At 39.9% G+C, this 19,724-nt stretch carries 34 protein-coding genes; all 34 read left to right on the top strand.

All coding sequences use genetic code 11. The annotated features are described in order from the left end of the window. Entirely contained in the window at positions 1 to 249 is a 249-nt protein-coding gene (locus tag M3189_RS24770; RefSeq protein WP_251639140.1) for a 50S ribosomal protein L7ae-like protein, read from the top strand. Between the two features lie 103 nt (positions 250 to 352). Beyond that, positions 353 to 775 (top strand): 30S ribosomal protein S12, encoded by a 423-nt coding sequence (rpsL, locus tag M3189_RS24765; RefSeq protein WP_026574083.1) that lies wholly within the window; start codon positions 353 to 355, stop codon positions 773 to 775. 42 nt (positions 776 to 817) lie between these two features. Then, positions 818 to 1,288, top strand: a complete 471-nt coding sequence (rpsG, locus tag M3189_RS24760; RefSeq protein ID WP_179161264.1) for a 30S ribosomal protein S7 — start codon at positions 818 to 820, stop codon at positions 1,286 to 1,288. A gap of 47 nt (positions 1,289 to 1,335) precedes the next feature. Further along, entirely contained in the window at positions 1,336 to 3,417 is a 2,082-nt protein-coding gene (gene fusA / locus M3189_RS24755; RefSeq protein WP_251639137.1) for an elongation factor G, read from the top strand. Positions 3,418 to 3,544: 127 nt separating this feature from the next. Next, positions 3,545 to 4,732, top strand: coding sequence for an elongation factor Tu (gene tuf / locus M3189_RS24750; RefSeq protein WP_251639129.1), 1,188 nt, complete (start codon positions 3,545 to 3,547; stop codon positions 4,730 to 4,732). 582 nt (positions 4,733 to 5,314) lie between these two features. Next, positions 5,315 to 5,623 carry a 30S ribosomal protein S10 gene (gene rpsJ, locus M3189_RS24745; protein WP_034676072.1) on the top strand — a complete coding sequence of 103 codons (309 nt, stop codon included), beginning with the start codon at positions 5,315 to 5,317 and terminating at the stop codon, positions 5,621 to 5,623. Positions 5,624 to 5,663: 40 nt separating this feature from the next. After that, on the top strand, positions 5,664 to 6,290 hold the full coding sequence (gene rplC / locus M3189_RS24740; RefSeq protein WP_179161261.1) for a 50S ribosomal protein L3: 627 nt from the start codon (positions 5,664 to 5,666) through the stop codon (positions 6,288 to 6,290). A gap of 29 nt (positions 6,291 to 6,319) precedes the next feature. Further along, positions 6,320 to 6,943 (top strand): 50S ribosomal protein L4, encoded by a 624-nt coding sequence (gene rplD, locus M3189_RS24735; RefSeq protein WP_179161260.1) that lies wholly within the window; start codon positions 6,320 to 6,322, stop codon positions 6,941 to 6,943. After that, on the top strand, positions 6,943 to 7,227 hold the full coding sequence (gene rplW / locus M3189_RS24730; protein WP_251639127.1) for a 50S ribosomal protein L23: 285 nt from the start codon (positions 6,943 to 6,945) through the stop codon (positions 7,225 to 7,227). The genes rplD and rplW overlap by 1 nt, the downstream gene beginning before the upstream one ends. Positions 7,228 to 7,257: 30 nt before the next feature. Next, positions 7,258 to 8,088: a 50S ribosomal protein L2 gene (gene rplB, locus M3189_RS24725; protein ID WP_045516539.1), complete on the top strand. Its 831-nt coding sequence runs from the start codon at positions 7,258 to 7,260 to the stop codon at positions 8,086 to 8,088. Between the two features lie 60 nt (positions 8,089 to 8,148). After that, positions 8,149 to 8,427 (top strand): 30S ribosomal protein S19, encoded by a 279-nt coding sequence (gene rpsS, locus M3189_RS24720; RefSeq protein ID WP_026574091.1) that lies wholly within the window; start codon positions 8,149 to 8,151, stop codon positions 8,425 to 8,427. A 17-nt stretch (positions 8,428 to 8,444) separates the two neighbouring features. Then, positions 8,445 to 8,786 (top strand): 50S ribosomal protein L22, encoded by a 342-nt coding sequence (rplV, locus tag M3189_RS24715; RefSeq protein ID WP_034676086.1) that lies wholly within the window; start codon positions 8,445 to 8,447, stop codon positions 8,784 to 8,786. A 3-nt stretch (positions 8,787 to 8,789) separates the two neighbouring features. After that, a complete protein-coding gene (gene rpsC / locus M3189_RS24710; RefSeq protein ID WP_179161258.1) occupies positions 8,790 to 9,446 on the top strand; it encodes a 30S ribosomal protein S3 in 657 nt (218 codons plus the stop codon). Between the two features lies 1 nt (position 9,447). Continuing rightward, entirely contained in the window at positions 9,448 to 9,882 is a 435-nt protein-coding gene (gene rplP, locus M3189_RS24705; RefSeq protein WP_045516533.1) for a 50S ribosomal protein L16, read from the top strand. Beyond that, positions 9,872 to 10,072 (top strand): 50S ribosomal protein L29, encoded by a 201-nt coding sequence (gene rpmC / locus M3189_RS24700; RefSeq protein WP_034676094.1) that lies wholly within the window; start codon positions 9,872 to 9,874, stop codon positions 10,070 to 10,072. Before rplP ends, rpmC begins: the two co-directional genes overlap by 11 nt. Before the next feature lie 23 nt (positions 10,073 to 10,095). Further along, positions 10,096 to 10,359 carry a 30S ribosomal protein S17 gene (gene rpsQ / locus M3189_RS24695; RefSeq protein WP_034676097.1) on the top strand — a complete coding sequence of 88 codons (264 nt, stop codon included), beginning with the start codon at positions 10,096 to 10,098 and terminating at the stop codon, positions 10,357 to 10,359. Between the two features lie 40 nt (positions 10,360 to 10,399). Continuing rightward, positions 10,400 to 10,768 (top strand): 50S ribosomal protein L14, encoded by a 369-nt coding sequence (gene rplN, locus M3189_RS24690; RefSeq protein WP_034676100.1) that lies wholly within the window; start codon positions 10,400 to 10,402, stop codon positions 10,766 to 10,768. 35 nt (positions 10,769 to 10,803) lie between these two features. Continuing rightward, on the top strand, positions 10,804 to 11,112 hold the full coding sequence (gene rplX / locus M3189_RS24685; protein WP_045516531.1) for a 50S ribosomal protein L24: 309 nt from the start codon (positions 10,804 to 10,806) through the stop codon (positions 11,110 to 11,112). A gap of 28 nt (positions 11,113 to 11,140) precedes the next feature. Next, the gene (gene rplE, locus M3189_RS24680) at positions 11,141 to 11,680 is read left to right on the top strand and encodes a 50S ribosomal protein L5 (protein WP_251639125.1); all 540 of its coding nucleotides are present in this window, start codon (positions 11,141 to 11,143) and stop codon (positions 11,678 to 11,680) included. A gap of 24 nt (positions 11,681 to 11,704) precedes the next feature. After that, the gene (locus tag M3189_RS24675) at positions 11,705 to 11,890 is read left to right on the top strand and encodes a type Z 30S ribosomal protein S14 (protein ID WP_009791316.1); all 186 of its coding nucleotides are present in this window, start codon (positions 11,705 to 11,707) and stop codon (positions 11,888 to 11,890) included. Between the two features lie 29 nt (positions 11,891 to 11,919). Continuing rightward, positions 11,920 to 12,318 carry a 30S ribosomal protein S8 gene (gene rpsH, locus M3189_RS24670; protein ID WP_179161255.1) on the top strand — a complete coding sequence of 133 codons (399 nt, stop codon included), beginning with the start codon at positions 11,920 to 11,922 and terminating at the stop codon, positions 12,316 to 12,318. A gap of 31 nt (positions 12,319 to 12,349) precedes the next feature. Beyond that, entirely contained in the window at positions 12,350 to 12,886 is a 537-nt protein-coding gene (gene rplF, locus M3189_RS24665; protein ID WP_251639123.1) for a 50S ribosomal protein L6, read from the top strand. Between the two features lie 32 nt (positions 12,887 to 12,918). After that, positions 12,919 to 13,281: a 50S ribosomal protein L18 gene (gene rplR / locus M3189_RS24660; RefSeq protein ID WP_045516522.1), complete on the top strand. Its 363-nt coding sequence runs from the start codon at positions 12,919 to 12,921 to the stop codon at positions 13,279 to 13,281. A 25-nt stretch (positions 13,282 to 13,306) separates the two neighbouring features. Further along, positions 13,307 to 13,807, top strand: coding sequence for a 30S ribosomal protein S5 (rpsE, locus tag M3189_RS24655; RefSeq protein WP_221830978.1), 501 nt, complete (start codon positions 13,307 to 13,309; stop codon positions 13,805 to 13,807). A gap of 13 nt (positions 13,808 to 13,820) precedes the next feature. Beyond that, entirely contained in the window at positions 13,821 to 14,003 is a 183-nt protein-coding gene (gene rpmD / locus M3189_RS24650; RefSeq protein WP_251639121.1) for a 50S ribosomal protein L30, read from the top strand. Between the two features lie 32 nt (positions 14,004 to 14,035). After that, positions 14,036 to 14,476 (top strand): 50S ribosomal protein L15, encoded by a 441-nt coding sequence (rplO, locus tag M3189_RS24645; RefSeq protein WP_095250614.1) that lies wholly within the window; start codon positions 14,036 to 14,038, stop codon positions 14,474 to 14,476. Next, positions 14,476 to 15,774, top strand: a complete 1,299-nt coding sequence (secY, locus tag M3189_RS24640) for a preprotein translocase subunit SecY (protein WP_251639119.1) — start codon at positions 14,476 to 14,478, stop codon at positions 15,772 to 15,774. Before rplO ends, secY begins: the two co-directional genes overlap by 1 nt. Positions 15,775 to 15,831: 57 nt before the next feature. Beyond that, entirely contained in the window at positions 15,832 to 16,482 is a 651-nt protein-coding gene (locus M3189_RS24635) for an adenylate kinase (RefSeq protein ID WP_251639117.1), read from the top strand. Between the two features lie 281 nt (positions 16,483 to 16,763). Then, positions 16,764 to 16,982 (top strand): translation initiation factor IF-1, encoded by a 219-nt coding sequence (infA, locus tag M3189_RS24630; RefSeq protein WP_007085268.1) that lies wholly within the window; start codon positions 16,764 to 16,766, stop codon positions 16,980 to 16,982. Positions 16,983 to 17,018: 36 nt separating this feature from the next. Next, positions 17,019 to 17,132, top strand: a complete 114-nt coding sequence (rpmJ, locus tag M3189_RS24625) for a 50S ribosomal protein L36 (protein WP_000868344.1) — start codon at positions 17,019 to 17,021, stop codon at positions 17,130 to 17,132. 23 nt (positions 17,133 to 17,155) lie between these two features. Next, a complete protein-coding gene (rpsM, locus tag M3189_RS24620) occupies positions 17,156 to 17,521 on the top strand; it encodes a 30S ribosomal protein S13 (protein ID WP_090767670.1) in 366 nt (121 codons plus the stop codon). A gap of 21 nt (positions 17,522 to 17,542) precedes the next feature. Then, positions 17,543 to 17,932, top strand: a complete 390-nt coding sequence (rpsK, locus tag M3189_RS24615; protein ID WP_066072366.1) for a 30S ribosomal protein S11 — start codon at positions 17,543 to 17,545, stop codon at positions 17,930 to 17,932. 175 nt (positions 17,933 to 18,107) lie between these two features. Next, positions 18,108 to 19,052 carry a DNA-directed RNA polymerase subunit alpha gene (locus M3189_RS24610; protein WP_045516506.1) on the top strand — a complete coding sequence of 315 codons (945 nt, stop codon included), beginning with the start codon at positions 18,108 to 18,110 and terminating at the stop codon, positions 19,050 to 19,052. Positions 19,053 to 19,115: 63 nt separating this feature from the next. After that, positions 19,116 to 19,478: a 50S ribosomal protein L17 gene (gene rplQ, locus M3189_RS24605; RefSeq protein WP_251639115.1), complete on the top strand. Its 363-nt coding sequence runs from the start codon at positions 19,116 to 19,118 to the stop codon at positions 19,476 to 19,478. Positions 19,479 to 19,724: the final 246 nt, after the last annotated feature.

Here is a 19,724-nt window from a genome sequence, read left to right as displayed (position 1 = left end):
ATGTCTTATGAAAAAGTATACCAGGCAACTAAGATTGTTATAGGAACAAAACAAACAGTAAAAGCACTGAAGGATGGATCTACTAGTGAGCTGATCATTGCTAGTGACGCTGAAGCGAAAGTAACAGCTGGAGTAGTGAAACTAGCTCAAGAAATGAACATCCCAATTATCTATGTTGACTCGATGAAAAAACTCGGGAAAGCATGTGGAATAGAAGTTGGTGCTTCAACTGTAGCGATTATCCGTTAAAAACTGTTTTTGTAGATAGATGGTCTGCAAAAACTTTGTTTTTGCACAAAAATGAACCACCTGGATGTGTGGGCTTACAAATAATGAAGGGAGGAAAAGTAACATGCCAACTATTAACCAATTGGTGCGCAAACCTCGTCAAGCAATTACTGAAAAGTCGAAGTCACCTGCGCTAAACAAAGGTTACAACAGCTTCAAAAAATCACAAACTAATGTATCTTCACCACAAAAACGAGGAGTATGTACTCGTGTTGGTACAATGACTCCAAAGAAACCGAACTCAGCGTTACGTAAATATGCTCGTGTACGTTTGACTAACGGTATTGAGGTGACAGCATACATTCCTGGTATTGGTCACAACCTTCAAGAACACAGTGTTGTTCTTATTCGTGGAGGACGTGTAAAAGACTTACCAGGGGTACGTTATCACATCGTACGTGGTGCACTTGATACGGCTGGTGTTAACAACCGTATGCAAGGTCGTTCGAAATATGGTACTAAGAGACCAAAAGCAGCTAAGAAGTAATAACAGTATAAATAGAAAGCCTGTTTGAAAGGAGGAAATTAAATGCCACGTAAAGGTCCTGTAGCAAAAAGAGACGTGTTACCAGATCCACTTTACAATTCAAAATTAGTTACTCGTCTAATCAACAAAATGATGGTTGACGGTAAAAGAGGTAAATCACAAGAAATTCTTTACTCTGCATTCGAAACAATCCGTGAACGTTCTGGTAAAGAACCAATGGAAATTTTTGAAGCAGCTATGAAGAATATTATGCCAGTACTTGAGGTAAGAGCACGCCGAGTAGGTGGAGCGAACTACCAAGTACCAGTAGAGGTGCGTCCTGATCGTCGTACAACTCTTGGTCTTCGTTGGTTAGTTAACTATGCGCGTCTTCGTGGAGAAAAAACTATGGAAGAGCGTTTAGCTAACGAAATCATGGATGCAGCTAACAATGCTGGAGCATCTGTTAAAAAGCGTGAAGATACACACAAAATGGCAGAAGCAAACAAAGCGTTTGCTCACTATCGTTGGTAGAATTACCTTTATTATAAAAACTTTCACACTAGAAAGGAGAAAGACCCATGGCAAGAGAGTTCTCCTTAGCAAACACTCGTAATATCGGTATCATGGCACACATTGATGCCGGTAAAACGACGACCACTGAGCGTGTCCTTTATTACACTGGTAAGATTCATAAAATCGGTGAAACACATGAAGGTGCTTCTCAGATGGACTGGATGGAGCAAGAACAAGAACGCGGAATCACTATTACATCCGCAGCAACAACTGCACAATGGAAAGGCCACCGCGTAAACATCATCGATACTCCAGGACACGTAGACTTCACAGTTGAAGTTGAACGTTCACTAAGAGTACTTGATGGTGCGGTAGCTGTACTTGATGCACAGTCTGGTGTTGAACCTCAAACTGAAACAGTTTGGCGTCAAGCAACAACTTACGGTGTACCACGTGTAGTATTTGTAAACAAAATGGACAAAATCGGTGCAGACTTCTTGTATTCTGTAAAAACATTACATGAACGCTTGCAAGCTAATGCACACCCAATTCAGATTCCAATCGGTGCTGAAGATCAATTCTCAGCAATCATTGACCTTGTAGAAATGCATGCAGTGTTCTACAGTAACGATTTAGGTACTGACATTGAGATTGGTGAAATCCCAGAAGATTACCGTGATTTAGCTGAAGAATGGCGTGAAAAGTTAGTTGAAGCAGTAGCAGAACTAGATGAAGAATTAACAGAAAAATACCTTGGCGGTGAAGAAATCACTAAAGAAGAGCTCAAAGCAGCTATTCGTAAAGGTACTGTAAATGTTGAATTCTATCCTGTTATTTGTGGATCTGCTTTCAAAAACAAAGGTGTACAGTTAATGTTAGATGCAGTTATTGATTATCTTCCATCTCCATTAGATGTTCCTGCAATCAAGGGCCATGCTCCTGATGATGATGATGAAGTTCTTGAACGTCACTCAAGTGATGAAGAGCCGTTCGCAGCTCTTGCGTTTAAAGTTATGACTGACCCTTATGTTGGTAAATTAACGTTCTTCCGTGTTTACTCTGGTACTTTAGAATCTGGATCATATGTTCAGAACTCAACTAAAGGAAAACGTGAACGTGTTGGACGTATCCTACAAATGCATGCAAACAGCCGTCAAGAAATTTCAAAAGTTTTTGCTGGTGACATTGCTGCAGCTGTTGGTTTGAAAGATACAACTACTGGAGACACGCTTTGTGATGATAAGAACCTTGTTATTCTTGAGTCAATGAACTTCCCTGAACCTGTAATTCAACTTTCTGTTGAACCAAAGTCAAAAGCTGACCAAGATAAAATGACAACTGCATTACAAAAGCTTCAAGAAGAAGATCCAACCTTCCGTGCACATACTGACCAGGAAACTGGACAGGTTATCATTGCTGGTATGGGAGAGCTTCACCTTGATATCTTAGTAGATCGTATGCGTCGTGAATTTAAAGTGGAAGCAAACGTAGGTGCTCCACAAGTTGCCTACCGTGAAACGTTCCGCGCTTCTGCACAAGTAGAAGGTAAATTCGCACGTCAATCCGGTGGACGTGGACAATATGGCCATGTTTGGATTGAGTTCTCTCCTAATGATGAAGGTAAAGGCTTCGAATTCGTAAACGGTATCGTTGGTGGTGTTGTTCCTCGTGAATACATCCCAGCAGTTCAAGCTGGTCTTGAAGATTCCTTGAATCGTGGAGTTCTTGCTGGATATCCATTAGTTGATATTAAAGCTAGATTATTTGATGGTTCTTACCATGATGTCGATTCATCCGAGATGGCGTTTAAGATTGCTGCATCTATGGCACTTAAAAACGCGGCTTCTAAGTGTAAACCTGTTATCCTAGAACCTATGATGAGGGTTGAAGTTGTAATCCCTGAAGAGTATCTTGGAGATATTATGGGTCAAATCACTGCGCGCCGTGGTCGTGTTGAGGGAATGGAAGCTCGTGGTAACGCACAAGTTGTTCGTGCACAAGTTCCACTTTCAGAAATGTTTGGTTATGCAACTGCACTTCGTTCAAGTACACAAGGTCGTGGAGTATTCTCTATGCACTTTGATCACTATGAAGAAGTACCAAAATCTGTTTCTGAAGAAATTATCAAAAAAAATAAAGGTGAATAATTGATTTTCACCTTTTAATAAAGTATAACTACTTATGTAAGAATGGAAACTGTGAAATTGGGACAACCCTGATTTACAGTTTCCATAAATATACTTAACTTTTATATATTAAAGGAGGACTTTCCTAATGGGTAAAGCTAAATTCGACCGTTCAAAGCCACACGTTAACATTGGTACAATTGGTCACGTTGACCACGGTAAAACAACTCTAACAGCTGCAATCACTTCTGTACTTGCTAAATCAGGTAAAGCAGAAGCTCGTGCTTATGATCAAATTGATGGTGCTCCAGAAGAAAAAGAACGTGGAATCACAATCTCCACTGCACACGTTGAGTATGAAACTGATGCTCGTCACTATGCACACGTTGACTGCCCAGGACACGCTGACTATGTTAAAAACATGATCACTGGTGCTGCTCAAATGGACGGCGGTATCCTAGTTGTTTCTGCAACTGATGGTCCAATGCCACAAACTCGTGAACACATTCTTCTTTCTCGTCAAGTAGGTGTACCTTACCTTGTTGTATTCATGAACAAGTGTGATATGGTTGATGACGAAGAACTTCTTGAATTAGTAGAAATGGAAATTCGTGACCTATTATCTGAATACGATTTCCCTGGCGATGACACTCCAGTTATCAAAGGTTCTGCTCTTAAAGCATTAGAAGGCGAATCAGCATGGGAAGAAAAAATCTTTGAACTAATGAACGCAGTTGATGAATGGATTCCAACACCAACTCGTGACACTGACAAGCCGTTCATGATGCCTGTTGAGGATGTATTCTCAATCACTGGCCGTGGAACAGTTGCTACTGGACGTGTAGAGCGTGGAGTAGTTAAAGTTGGTGACGTAGTTGAGATCGTAGGTTTCACTGAAGAGCCAAAATCTACTACTGTAACAGGTGTAGAAATGTTCCGTAAGCTTCTTGACTTTGCAGAAGCTGGAGACAACATTGGTGCATTACTTCGTGGTGTAGCGCGTGAAGATATCGAGCGTGGTCAAGTATTGGCTAAGCCGAAATCAATCACTCCACACACAAAGTTCAAAGCACAAGTTTACGTTTTATCAAAAGAAGAAGGTGGACGTCACACTCCATTCTTCACTAACTACCGTCCACAATTCTATTTCCGTACTTCTGATATTACTGGTATTTGTAATCTTCCAGAAGGCGTAGAAATGGTTATGCCTGGCGATCACATTGAAATGATCGTTGAACTTATTGCTCCAGTAGCAATCGAAGAAGGTACAAAGTTCTCTATCCGTGAAGGCGGACGTACTGTAGGTTCAGGTTCAATCACAACTATCACTGAATAATTTAAAAATCAGTTATATAAAAAGCGGCTGGATGACGATCCAGCTGCTTTTTTTATTGTCTTGAATATATGGATTCATGAGAATGGAAATCAAAACCTGATAGGAATTTGATGAAAGTGTCATCATCAACTGAATGAAGACCAAAACCTAGTTAGGAATTCATCAAAAGTGTCATCATCAACTCGATAAAGACCAAAACCTCGCTAGAAAATCACCGAATTTGCTATCAATAAGCGAATGACAACGAAGTGAAAAAACGAGTTTCTTCTATATAAATAGAACTCATATAATTTTCAGTTTATATAGCGTTATTAAAGGTTATTTTTGGAGAATGACATTTTCTATTGTAATTATATAGACTGGTCGCTATAATAATAAAAGTGTGCTAGACGTAACCGAAAAGAAATTTTAAAAAATTGTTGCGTTAGCCTAATATGTTATGTATAATAGACAATGTTGGTCTTTGACTGCGATGATGTGAAAGGTTGCTGACACACCCGGCCGCTTTGCCATGGCGAGTGTGTGGGAAATTTTCACTGAGAATGTCTATTTTTAAAATAGGCGAATAAAGGAGGGAAAATAATGGCAAAACAAAAGATTCGTATCCGTTTAAAAGCTTATGATCACAGAATTCTTGATCAGTCTGCAGAGAAAATCGTTGAAACAGCAAAGCGTTCAGGTGCAGCCGTTTCTGGTCCGATTCCACTACCGACTGAAAAGTCAATCTACACGATTCTTCGTGCGGTGCATAAGTACAAAGATTCTCGTGAGCAGTTCGAAATGAGAACACATAAGCGTCTAATCGACATCGTTAACCCAACTCCACAAACAGTTGATGCGTTGATGCGTTTAGATTTACCATCTGGTGTAGATATCGAAATTAAACTTTAGTAAAAATAAATAAACAAATTCTATAGGAGGTGTGACTTAAATGACCAAAGGAATCTTAGGAAGAAAGATTGGTATGACTCAAGTATTTGCTGAAAACGGCAATTTAATCCCAGTTACTGTAGTAGAAGCTGCTCAAAACGTAGTACTTCAAAAGAAATCAGTTGAAAGCGACGGTTACGAAGCTGTTCAAGTTGGTTTTGAAGACAAACGTGAAAAGTTAGCTAACAAACCAGAAAAAGGGCATGTTGCTAAGGCAAACACTAATCCTAAGCGCTTCGTTCGCGAATTCCGCGGGGTGGACGTAACAGGATATGAAGTTGGTCAAGAAGTCAAAGTTGATATTTTCGCTGCAGGCGATGTAGTAGATGTAACAGGAATCTCAAAGGGTAAAGGTTTCCAAGGCGTAATCAAGCGTCACGGACAATCACGCGGCCCGATGGCTCACGGTTCACGTTATCACCGTCGTCCAGGTTCAATGGGACCTGTTGCTCCAAACCGCGTATTCAAAGGTAAATTATTACCAGGACGTATGGGTGGAGAACAAATTACTGTTCAAAATCTTGAAATCGTTAAGGTTGATGTTGAACGTAACTTACTATTAATTAAAGGTAATGTTCCAGGACCTAAAAAAGCTTTATTAAAGATTAAAAGTGCGGTAAAAGCGTAATATCTTCATAAGAAAGGAGGAGCAAAAGAATGCCTAAAGTTTCATTATTTAACCAAAACGGATCACAAGTTGGTGAAATCGAACTTAATGAATCAGTATTTGGTATCGAGCCTAACCAACACGTATTATTCGAAGCGATTGTTATGCAAAGAGCTTCTTTACGTCAAGGAACTCATAAAGTAAAAGTTCGTTCTGAAGTACGCGGCGGTGGACGTAAACCATGGCGTCAAAAAGGAACTGGTCGTGCTCGTCAAGGGTCTATCCGTTCTCCACAATGGCGCGGAGGTGGTACTGTATTTGGACCAACTCCACGCAGCTACAGCTACAAATTACCTAAAAAGGTACGTCGCTTAGCGATTAAATCAGCACTTTCTTCTAAAGTGTTAGAAGAAAATGTATTAGTATTAGAAAGCCTTGCTTTCGATGCTCCAAAAACAAAAGATTTCAAAACAGTATTAGGTGGACTTTCTGTTGAGAAGAAGGCACTTATCGTTACTGCTGACCTTGATGAAAATGTAGCACTTTCTGCTCGTAACATTCCTGGTGTAACAGTTGTAACAGCTGACGGAATCAATGTTCTTGATGTTGTAAATCATGATAAATTAATCATGACGAAAGCTGCAGTTGAAAAAGTAGAGGAGGTGCTTGCATAATGGATGCACGCGATATCATTAAGCGCCCCGTTATCACTGAACGTTCTACTGACCTAATGTCTGAAAAGAAATATACGTTTGAAGTTGATGTGAGAGCTAACAAAACTCAAGTTAAAGATGCGATTGTTGAGATCTTTGGCGTTGAAGTTGAAAAAGTTAACATCATGAACTATAAAGGTAAATTCAAGCGCATGGGTAAATTCGGTGGTTACACAAACAAACGTCGTAAAGCTATTGTGAAACTAACTGCTGATAGCAAAGAAATCGAATTCTTTGAAGCATAATAAAAACTAACAAGAAGAGGAGGGAATAAAATGGCGATTAAAAAGTACAAACCTACCTCTAATGGTCGTCGCGGTATGACAGTTTCTGATTTCGCTGAAATCACAACTAGCACACCAGAAAAATCTCTATTAGCTCCATTAAAGAGAAAAGGCGGCCGTAATAACCAAGGTAAGTTAACTGTTCGTCATCAAGGTGGCGGCCATAAGCGTTCATACCGTATCATTGATTTTAAACGTAACAAAGATGGCATTCCTGGACGCGTTGCCACTATCGAGTACGATCCAAACCGTTCCGCAAATATTGCATTAATCAATTATGTAGATGGTGAAAAGCGTTATATCCTAGCTCCAAAAAACCTAGTAGTAGGTATGGAAGTAATGTCTGGCCCAGAGGCAGATATTAAAGTAGGTAATGCATTACCATTAGTAAACATCCCTGTTGGTACTGTAGTACACAACATCGAATTAAAACCTGGTAAAGGCGGCCAATTGGTTCGTTCTGCTGGTACATCTGCACAGGTTTTAGGTAAAGAAGGAAAATACGTACTTGTACGTTTGAATTCTGGTGAAGTTCGAATGATTCTTGCTGAGTGCCGTGCTACAATCGGTCAAGTAGGTAACGAACAACACGAACTTATCAACATTGGTAAAGCAGGACGCTCACGCTGGTTAGGCAAACGCCCAACAGTACGTGGATCTGTAATGAACCCTAATGATCACCCACACGGTGGTGGTGAAGGACGTTCACCAATCGGACGTAAGTCACCAATGTCTCCATGGGGTAAACCAACTCTTGGATTCAAAACTCGTAAGAAAAAGAATAAATCAGATAAGTTTATTGTACGTCGTCGTAAAAAATAACGGGGTTGAACTACGGTTCAAAGAACGAGCCGTAGAACAATCACGAAGGGAGGTTCATCCATGGGTCGCAGCCTTAAAAAAGGACCATTTGTTGATGATCATTTAATGGTTAAGATCGAAAAGTTAAATGAAACTGAAGGTAAGCAAGTTGTAAAAACTTGGTCACGTCGTTCTACGATCTTCCCACAATTTATCGGCCACACTATCGCTGTTTATGATGGTCGCAAACATGTGCCTGTATATGTTACTGAAGACATGGTAGGACACAAGCTTGGAGAATTTGCTCCAACTCGTGCTTACAAAGGCCATGGTAATGATGATAAGAAAACCAGACGTTAAGAGAGGAGGGCATCCAAATGCAAGCTAAAGCTGTTGCAAGAACAGTTCGTATTGCTCCTCGTAAAGCACGTTTAGTCGTAGATCTAATTCGAGGAAAGCAAGTTGGTGAAGCGGTGTCGATTTTAAATCACACACCAAAGTTTGCTTCTCCAATCGTTGAAAAAGTATTGAAATCTGCTATGGCAAATGCCGAGCACAATTATGAAATGGACGTTAATAGCTTGGTAGTTACTCAAGCTTTTGTAGATGAAGGACCAACGTTGAAACGTTTCCGTCCTCGTGCAATGGGTCGTGCAAGCCAAATTAACAAACGCACAAGCCACATCACAATCGTTCTATCAGAAAAGAAGGAGGGATAATCTGTGGGTCAAAAAGTAAATCCAGTCGGTTTGCGTATCGGTATCATCAAAGATTGGGAATCTAAGTGGTACGCAGGTAAAGACTTCGCTGATCTTTTACACGAAGACCTTAAAATTCGTGAGTACATCACGAAACGTTTGAAGGATGCTTCTGTATCTAAAGTTGAAATCGAACGTGCTGCAAACCGTGTGAATGTAACTGTTCATACTGCTAAGCCTGGTATGGTTATCGGTAAAGGCGGTACAGAAGTTGAAGCACTTCGTAAAGCTTTAAATCAATTAACTGGCAAACGAGTACACATCAACATTCTTGAAATCAAAAGAGCTGATCTTGATGCGAAACTAGTTGCTGAAAATATTGCTCGTCAATTAGAAAATCGTGTATCTTTCCGTCGTGCACAAAAGCAAGTTATCCAACGTGCTATGCGTGCAGGAGCTAAAGGTATTAAAACAATGGTATCAGGTCGTCTTGGCGGTGCAGATATTGCTCGTTCAGAACACTATAGCGAAGGAACTGTTCCACTTCATACACTTCGTGCTGATATCGACTATGCTCATGCTGAAGCTGATACTACTTATGGTAAGCTTGGCGTAAAAGTATGGATCTATAAGGGAGAAGTCCTTCCTACTAAGAAGAAACCTGCGGAAGGAGGCAAATAATATGTTATTGCCAAAACGCGTTAAATATCGCCGTCAACACCGTGGAAAAATGCGTGGTAACGCTAAAGGTGGAACTGAAGTAACTTTCGGTGAATTCGGCTTACAAGCAACTGAAGCTTCTTGGATTACAAACCGCCAAATCGAAGCTGCCCGTATTGCAATGACTCGTTACATGAAACGTGGCGGTAAAGTTTGGATTAAAATCTTCCCACATAAGCCTTATACTGCAAAACCTCTTGAGGTGCGGATGGGTTCTGGTAAAGGGGCACCTGAAGGTTGGGTAGCTGTTGTTAAACCAGGTAAAGTAATGTTTGAAATCGCTGGTGTTTCTGAAGAAGTAGCACGTGAGGCACTACGTCTTGCTATGCACAAACTTCCAATCAAATGTAAGTTTGTAAAACGTGAAGAAATTGGTGGTGAATCAAATGAGAGCTAATGAAATTAAAGACCTTACCACTGCCGAAATTGAACAAAAAGTTAAATCTTTAAAAGAAGAGCTTTTCAACCTTCGCTTCCAATTAGCGACAGGTCAACTTGAAAATACAGCTCGCATTCGTGAAGTACGCAAAGCGATTGCTCGTATGAAAACTGTGATTCGTGAGAGAGAAATCAGCGTTAACAAGTAAAAACCCGAGAGGAGGTTCACATAATGAGTGAACGTAACCAACGCAAAGTTTACACTGGACGTGTTGTTTCTGACAAAATGGATAAAACTATCACTGTTTTAGTCGAAACGTACAAAAAGCATCCTCTTTACGGTAAACGCGTTAAGTACTCTAAAAAGTTTAAAGCTCATGATGAGCAAAATGAAGCAAAAATCGGCGATATCGTACGTATCATGGAAACTCGTCCGCTTTCAGCTACTAAGCGTTTCCGTTTAGTTGAAGTTACAGAAAAAGCAGTTATTATTTAATTGTTCGGATTAAGCATCATTCCGAAGGGAGGTTACACACATGATTCAACAAGAATCACGTTTAAAAGTTGCTGATAACTCTGGTGCTCGTGAGGTACTTACCATTAAAGTTCTTGGTGGTTCAGGCCGTAAAACTGCGGGTATCGGTGATGTTATCGTATGTACAGTGAAACAAGCAACACCTGGTGGCGTTGTTAAAAAGGGTGACGTTGTTAAGGCCGTTATCGTTCGTACGAAAAGCGGTGCTCGTCGACCTGATGGATCATACATTCGTTTCGATGAAAACGCATGTGTAATTATCAAGGATGATAAGAGCCCACGTGGAACTCGTATCTTCGGACCAGTTGCTCGTGAACTTCGCGATAACAACTTTATGAAAATCGTTTCCTTGGCTCCAGAAGTACTATAATTTAAATTCAATTGCCTTTAAGGAGGTGCTTACGAATGCATGTTAAAAAAGGTGACAAAGTAAGAGTTATCTCCGGTAAGGATAAGGGCAAAACAGGAGTAATCCTAGCAGCCTATCCTAAAGATAGCCGTGTACTAGTAGAAGGTGTAAATATCGTGAAAAAACACGCTAAACCTTCTCAAGTGAATCCACAAGGCGGAATTATGAGCTTTGAGGCACCAATTCATGTATCAAACGTTATGCCTATCGACCCTAAGTCTGGTAACCCAACTCGTGTAGGGTACACAACGGTTGATGGCAAAAAGGTACGCGTAGCAAAATCCGGTGAAGTATTAGATAAATAGTCTAAAATTTAGAAGGGAGGTACAATAAGTGAACCGCCTAAAAGAAAAGTTTGTAAAAGAAGTTACTCCTGCTCTAATGAGCAAGTTCAACTATAAATCAGTAATGCAAGTTCCTCAACTTGATAAGATTGTTATTAACATGGGTGTTGGTGATGCAGTAGCAAACGCTAAAGCTTTAGATAATGCTGTTGAAGAACTAGCAACAATCACAGGACAAAAACCTGTTATAACTCGTGCTAAGAAATCAATCGCTGGCTTCCGTCTTCGTGAAGGTATGCCAATCGGTGCAAAAGTTACACTTCGCGGTGAGCGCATGTATCAATTCTTGGATAAATTAGTTTCTGTTTCTTTACCTCGTGTTCGTGACTTCCGTGGTGTTTCTAAGAAATCATTCGATGGTCGCGGTAATTATACTTTGGGTGTTAAAGAACAATTAATCTTCCCTGAAATTGATTACGATAAGGTTAGCAAAGTTCGTGGGATGGATATCGTTATCGTAACGACTGCTAACACTGATGAAGAAGCACGTGAACTGTTAACACAATTTGGAATGCCATTCCAAAAGTAATCGCTAAATAAGGGAGGCGAAAACGTGGCTAAAAAGTCAATGATTGCGAAACAAAAGCGCACGCCTAAATACCCGGTACAAGAGTACACTCGCTGTGAACGTTGCGGCCGTCCGCACTCTGTATACCGTAAATTTAAGCTTTGCCGTATTTGTTTCCGTGAATTAGCATACAAGGGACAAATTCCTGGTGTCAAAAAAGCTAGCTGGTAAAACCCAAGTCTGGGAAGGAGGTAAAAATAATGGTCATGACAGATCCGATTGCTGATATGCTTACTCGCATTCGTAATGCGAATATGGTGCGTCACGAAAAGTTAGAAGTGCCTGCTTCTAATATCAAGAAAGAAATCGCTGAAATCTTAAAGCGTGAAGGCTTCGTTCGTGATGTAGAATTTATCGAAGACAACAAACAAGGTATTATCCGTATCTTCTTGAAGTACGGTTCTAATAATGAACGTGTTATCACAGGTCTTAAGCGCATAAGCAAGCCTGGACTTAGAGTTTATGCAAAATCTACTGAGGTACCACGTGTCCTTAACGGTCTTGGTATCGCACTAGTATCAACTTCAAATGGTGTTATAACTGATAAAGAAGCTCGTTCAAAACAAGTTGGCGGAGAAGTATTAGCTTACGTTTGGTAATAGAGTTTCTGAATGAATGGAGGTGCACTTAATGTCTCGCGTAGGAAAAAAACCTATTGAAATCCCTGCAGGAGTTACGGTTACTTTAAACAACAGTACCGTTACTGTTAAAGGACCAAAAGGCGAACTTACTCGCTCTTTTAATCCAGATATCGAAATTAAAATCGAAGAAAACCTAGTTACAATCACTCGTCCATCTGATGTGAAAGAACATCGCGCATTGCACGGTACTACTCGTGCTCTAATTGCGAACATGGTTGAAGGTGTTTCTAAGGGCTTTGAAAGAAAATTAGAATTAATCGGGGTTGGATACCGTGCCCAAAAGCAAGGTAGCAAGCTTGTATTAAACGTTGGATATTCTCACCCAGTTGAGATTGAACCTGAAATTGGTCTTCAAGTAGAAGTACCTACTAATACTAAAATTACGATTACAGGTACTGACAAAGAACGTGTTGGCGCATTAGCAGCCAATATTCGTCAAGTTCGTCCTCCAGAGCCTTATAAAGGCAAAGGAATTCGTTACGAAGGCGAAGCTGTTCGTCGTAAAGAAGGTAAAACAGGTAAGTAATGCCGCATAGGTAAACGAAAGGAGTGACGTAAATGATTACGAAGCTTGACAAAAATGCTAGTCGCAAGAAGAGACATGCTCGTGTTCGTGCGAAACTTAGCGGTACTGCAGCTCGTCCACGTCTAAATGTGTTCCGTTCTAACAAGCATCTATATGCTCAATTAATCGATGACATGAGTGGAGTTACATTAGCAAGTGCTTCTACTATGGAAAAAGATCTTAACCTTGAATCTACAAGTAATGTTGAAGCAGCTAAGTTGGTCGGAGAATTAGTCGCTAAACGTGCGGTAGAAAAAGGTATCACTGCTGTTGTTTTTGACCGTGGAGGATACCTTTACCATGGACGTATCCAAGCACTAGCTGATGCAGCCCGTGAAAACGGCTTACAATTTTAATAGACAAAGGAGGGACACATAAATGATACGTCGTATTGATCCAAACAAACTTGAACTAGAAGAACGCGTTGTAACGGTTAACCGTGTAGCGAAAGTTGTTAAGGGTGGTCGTCGTTTTCGCTTCACTGCTCTAGTAGTAGTTGGAGATAAAAACGGTCATGTTGGTTTCGGTACTGGTAAAGCTCAAGAAGTACCAGATGCGATTCGTAAAGCAATCGAAGATGCTAAGAAGAACTTAATCGAAGTACCAATGGTTGGAACTACTGTTCCTCACCAAGTTATTGGACGTTTTGGTGCTGGTCAGATTCTTCTAAAGCCTGCTTCTGAAGGTACAGGAGTTATTGCTGGCGGTCCAGTCCGTGCTGTTCTTGAATTAGGCGGAGTAGGAGATATCCTTTCTAAATCTTTAGGGACTAACACTCCAATTAATATGGTACGTGCAACGATCGATGGTCTAAAACAACTAAAACGTGCTGAAGACGTAGCTAAGTTACGTGGTAAATCAGTAGAAGAACTGCTAGGATAAGGAGGGAAATCAAATGGCAAACAAACTATTAATTACCCTCAACCGCAGCGTAATTGGTCGTCCTGAAGACCAACGCGCGACAGTTACTGCTCTAGGTTTACGTAAATTAAATCAAACAGTTGAGCATCAAGATAATGCTGCAATTCGCGGTATGATTACAAAAGTTGCTCACCTTGTATCAGTAAAAGAACAATAATAGATTGTTTTCTTTCATAAGGAGGTGCCAATATGAAACTTCATGAACTAAAGCCTGCTGAAGGTTCTCGTAAAGAACGTAAACGTTTAGGACGCGGTATCGGTTCTGGACAAGGTAAAACTGCTGGTAAAGGTCATAAAGGTCAAAATGCTCGTTCCGGCGGCGGTGTCCGTCTTGGATTCGAGGGTGGTCAAACACCTTTATTCCGTCGTTTACCAAAACGTGGTTTTACTAATATCAGCCGTAAGGAATATGCAATTGTAAACCTTGATGTTCTTAATCAGTTTGAAGAGGGTACAGAAGTTACTCCAGAACTTCTAATTGAAACTGGTGTAGTTAAGAACGAAAAAGCAGGAATTAAGATTCTTGCAAAAGGGAACGTAGAGAAAAAACTTACTGTAAAAGCTCATAAATTCTCCTCTACCGCCAAAGAAGCAATTGAAGCTGTAGGTGGAACTACTGAGGTGATCTAATGTTCCAGACAATCTCCAATTTTATGCGCGTGGCTGAAATTAGAAGAAAGATTATCTTCACTCTTTTAATGTTAATCGTATTTCGACTAGGCAGTTTTATTCCTGTTCCTAATGTAAATGCTGAAATATTGGCAGCACAAGATAAATTAAGTGTATTCGGAATTTTAAATACCTTTGGCGGTGGAGCGTTGCAAAACTTCTCCATTCTTGCTATGGGTATTATGCCTTACATTACTGCTTCCATTATTATTCAGCTTTTACAGATGGATGTAGTTCCGAAATTTACGGAATGGTCAAAGCAAGGAGATGCTGGACGTCGAAAGTTAGCTCAGTTTACTCGATATTTCACAATTGTTCTTGGCTTTATTCAAGCCTTAGGAATGTCATACGGATTTAATAGTATGGCAAGCGGACAATTGATTAAAAATCCTGGGATCGGTACTTACTTGTTGATTGCAGTTGTGTTAACTGCTGGTACTGCCTTTTTAATGTGGTTAGGTGAGCAAATTACCGAAAAGGGTGTTGGAAATGGTATTTCCATCATTATCTTTGCAGGTATCGTTGCAAGTATTCCTAATACCGTTAATCAGATTTATGTACAGCAGTTTGAAAATGCTGGTGAGCAATTATTTCTTCGTATTATTACGGTTGTTTTAATTCTCCTAGCAGTAATTGCGATTGTTGTAGGTACTATTTTTATCCAACAGGCAATTAGAAAAATTCCTATTCAGTATGCTAAACAACGGTCTGTAAATGGACGTAATGCAGGTGCACAACAATCCACGCATATGCCGTTAAAAGTTAATGCTGCTGGTGTAATTCCTGTTATCTTTGCAGTTTCTTTTATTGTAACGCCAAGAACGGTAGCCTCATTCTTTCCAACGAATGATGTAACCCTTTGGATTACAAGAGTATTTGATTATTCCCATCCGATTGGAATGACTCTTTATGCTGCACTGATTATTGCCTTTACGTACTTTTATGCTTTCATTCAGGTTAATCCTGAACAGGCTGCAGAAAACTTACAAAAGCAAAGCGGTTATATTCCAGGTATTAGACCGGGTAGGAGTACACAGGAATACTTAACACGCGTCTTATATCGTTTAACTTTTGTTGGTGCGCTTTTCTTAACCGTAATTGCGATTTTGCCAATCATTTTTATTAATGTGGCTAATTTACCGCAATCGGCTCAAATTGGCGGAACAAGTTTATTAATCGTCGTCGGTGTCGCACTTGATACGATGAAACAGCTTGAAGCCCAGCTAGTTAAACGTCATTATAAAGGCTTTATTAAATAAATAGGTTTTGGGGACTTGTGTTCCCTGAAACCATAAATAGCACGAGGGGGAACACGTGTGAATTTAGTATTAATGGGGCTTCCAGGTGCCGGAAAAGGTACTCAAGCCGAACAAATCGTCGAACAATACGGCATCCCTCATATCTCTACTGGAGATATGTTCCGTGCAGCGATGAAAGAAGGAACAGAACTAGGTTTAGAAGCTAAGTCTTTTATGGACAAAGGCGCTCTTGTTCCTGATGAAGTAACAATCGGCATTGTTCGTGAACGGTTAAGTAAAGATGACTGTAAAAATGGCTTTTTACTTGATGGCTTTCCTAGGACAGTACCTCAAGCGGAAGCATTGGAAAGTCTATTATCCGATTTAGAAAAAAAGATTGATTATGTTATAAATATAAATGTTGATAAAAGTATTTTAATGGATCGTTTGACAGGTCGTCGTATTTGTAAAGATTGTGGATCAACATATCATTTAGAATTTAATCCTCCTGCAAAAGAGGGAGTTTGCGATAAATGTGGTGGAGAGCTCTACCAACGTGCAGATGATAATGCTGAAACTGTTCAAAATCGATTAGACGTTAATATCAAACAACAAGAACCATTGCTTACTTTCTATGAAACAAAAGGCTACCTTCGTACAATTGATGGACAGCAGGACATTAATAAAGTATTTGCTGATATCGAGCAATTGCTTAGGGACTTACGTTAATGGCCATTAGTTTAATCGTAGGTCGACTCTCGAACATCTCTTCAATAAACTTCAAAAGTATGTGGATGTAAATGGCTTTTCTATTGTACTGAGTATGTAGGACCGAGAGTTGGGCAAGACTTACATGTGGAAATTGTTATTCCATTTAATGTAGAATTTACTTGCGGACAGAAGAAGAACATTATGTTAATATTAAAAGGTTGCTAATGTTTTGTACGAAAGAAAAGTATTTGCTTTGCATTTTAGAATGTAATAGTTGAAATGAGAAGGGAGACGAATTAATGGCCAAAGATGATGTAATTGAAATTGAAGGTAAAGTAATTGAAACTTTGCCAAATGCAATGTTTAAGGTAGAATTAGAAAATGGTCATACCGTGCTAGCTCATGTTTCTGGTAAAATCCGAATGCACTTCATTCGCATCCTTCCGGGTGACAAAGTTACTGTCGAGCTTTCTCCATATGACTTAACACGCGGAAGAATTACTTACCGCTTTAAATAATTGCTTGCACTCCGTATTACTAAGGAGGTTAGGATAATGAAAGTAAGACCATCTGTTAAACCGATCTGCGAAAAGTGCAAAGTTATCCGTAGACGCGGTAAAGTCATGGTTATCTGTGAAAACCCTAAACATAAACAAAAACAAGGTTAATCTTGAAGGAGGTGCGCTCATTTATGGCACGTATTGCTGGTGTAGATATTCCACGTGAAAAACGTGTAGTTATCTCTTTAACTTACATTTATGGTATTGGTAAAAATACTGCACAAAAAGTATTAGCAGATGCTGGTGTTTCTGAAGATACTCGAGTGCGTGATTTAACTGAAGACGAACTAAACAAAATCCGTGATATCATCGACAAATTAAAAGTTGAAGGTGACCTTCGCCGTGAAATTTCTCTTAACATTAAGCGTTTAATGGAGATTGGTTGCTACCGCGGATTACGTCATCGTCGTGGTTTACCGGTTCGTGGACAAAACACGAAAAACAACGCTCGTACACGCAAAGGTCCTCGTAAGACTGTTGCGAACAAGAAGAAGTAATCGGCAAAGGAGGTTATTTAAATGGCACGTAAAACTAATACACGTAAACGTCGTGTTAAAAAGAATATTGAACAAGGTATTGCACATATCCGTTCAACATTTAACAATACAATCGTAACAATTACTGATGTTCATGGTAATGCTATTTCTTGGTCTAGTGCTGGTGCGCTTGGATTTAGAGGTTCTCGTAAATCTACTCCATTCGCAGCTCAAATGGCTGCTGAAACGGCTGCTAAGACATCTATCGAACATGGTATGAAAACTCTAGAAGTAACAGTTAAAGGACCAGGTGCTGGTCGTGAGGCTGCTATTCGTGCGCTGCAAGCTGCAGGTCTTGAAGTAACTGCAATTAAAGACGTTACTCCTGTTCCTCATAACGGATGCCGTCCACCAAAACGCCGTCGTGTTTAATTTTTCTGTATAGAATTTGTATCATTGTCAATAATGGGTTATGATACTAAATTTTGTAGTTTATACAGAAAGTTTATTCCAGTTGTTGTGCACAAAACGGGAACGTATACATGGGGGAATTTCGATTAGGTAAATTACTAGTCGAGGTTTCGACGTTTTGAAGGAGGGTTATTTGATGATCGAAATAGAAAAACCAAAAATCGAAACGGTTGAGATCAACGATGATGCCAAGTACGGAAAGTTCGTCGTAGAACCACTTGAGCGTGGATATGGTACCACTTTGGGTAACTCCTTACGTCGTATCCTATTATCTTCACTCCCAGGTGCCGCTGTTACATCGATTCAGGTCGATGGGGTACTTCATGAGTTCTCAACAATTGAAGGCGTCGTAGAGGATGTAACATCCATCATTTTAAACATTAAAAAATTAGCTTTAAAAATCTACTCTGATGAAGAGAAAACTCTTGAGATTGATGTTCAGGGTGAAGGTCCTGTTAAAGCTGGAAACATTACGCATGATAGTGATGTTGAAATCTTAAATCCTGATCTTCATATTGCTACATTGGCTTCAAGTGGACATCTTCGCATGCGTTTAACTGCTAAGCGAGGCCGTGGTTATACACCTGCTGAGCAAAATAAGCGTGAAGACCAGCCAATTGGTGTTATTCCAATTGATTCTATTTTCACACCAGTCTCTCGTGTGTCCTATCAGATAGAAAATACTCGTGTGGGTCAAATGACAAACTATGATAAGCTAACGCTTGATGTTTGGACAGATGGAAGCACAGGGCCAAAGGAAGCAATAGCTCTTGGTTCGAAAATTTTAACCGAGCATTTAAATATCTTTGTTGGTTTAACTGACGAAGCACAAAATGCTGAGATTATGATCGAAAAAGAAGAGGATCAGAAAGAAAAAGTCCTTGAAATGACGATCGAAGAACTTGATTTATCCGTTCGTTCATATAATTGCTTAAAACGTGCTGGAATCAATACTGTTCAGGAATTAGCTAATAAGACTGAAGAGGATATGATGAAAGTTCGTAACTTAGGCCGCAAATCACTTGAAGAAGTGAAAGCAAAACTAGAAGAGCTTGGATTAGGCTTACGTAAGGATGACTGAGTAATTTCATCTCCATTCATTAACTAATCCGTTTAATGACTTCAACAAAGGAGGGAACCCTTCATGGCATACAGAAAGTTAGGACGCACAAGTGCACAGCGTAAAGCTATGCTACGTGATTTAACTACAGATTTAATTATCAATGAGCGCATTCAAACAACAGAAACTCGCGCGAAGGAACTTCGTGGTACTGTTGAGAAAATGATTACTTTAGGTAAACGTGGTGACTTGCATGCTCGCCGTCAAGCTGCTTCTTACGTTCGTAATGAAGTTGCTGATGCTGAAAAAGGTACAGATGCACTACAAAAACTTTTCACTGATATCGCTCCACGTTATTCAGAGCGCCAAGGTGGATATACTCGTATTATGAAACTTGGACCACGCCGCGGCGATGGTGCACCAATGGTAATTATCGAGTTAGTTTAATATCTCAAAAGCAGACAACAAGGGCGCTGGACAGTTTAGTTACAAACTTGTTCTTGAGCCCTTTTTCTGTATAAAATCTAATAATGTACGAACCAAGCCAAAAAGAGTGTTATGATGAGCGTAACTCCATTTAATTGGAGCAAATCTAAAAGTTTTACATGTTATTTCTTTGGAAAGCTTTTATTATGTCGCAATTCATATTGCGCGGATTGAAATACGACTCGTCTAGCTCATGCACCTCCTCCT

Origin of the sequence: Neobacillus niacini (assembly GCF_023715415.1) — a bacterium.
In the GTDB taxonomy this organism is placed as follows: domain Bacteria; phylum Bacillota; class Bacilli; order Bacillales; family Cytobacillaceae; genus Neobacillus; species Neobacillus niacini_C.
This window is presented reverse-complemented; position numbering and strand designations above follow the sequence as displayed.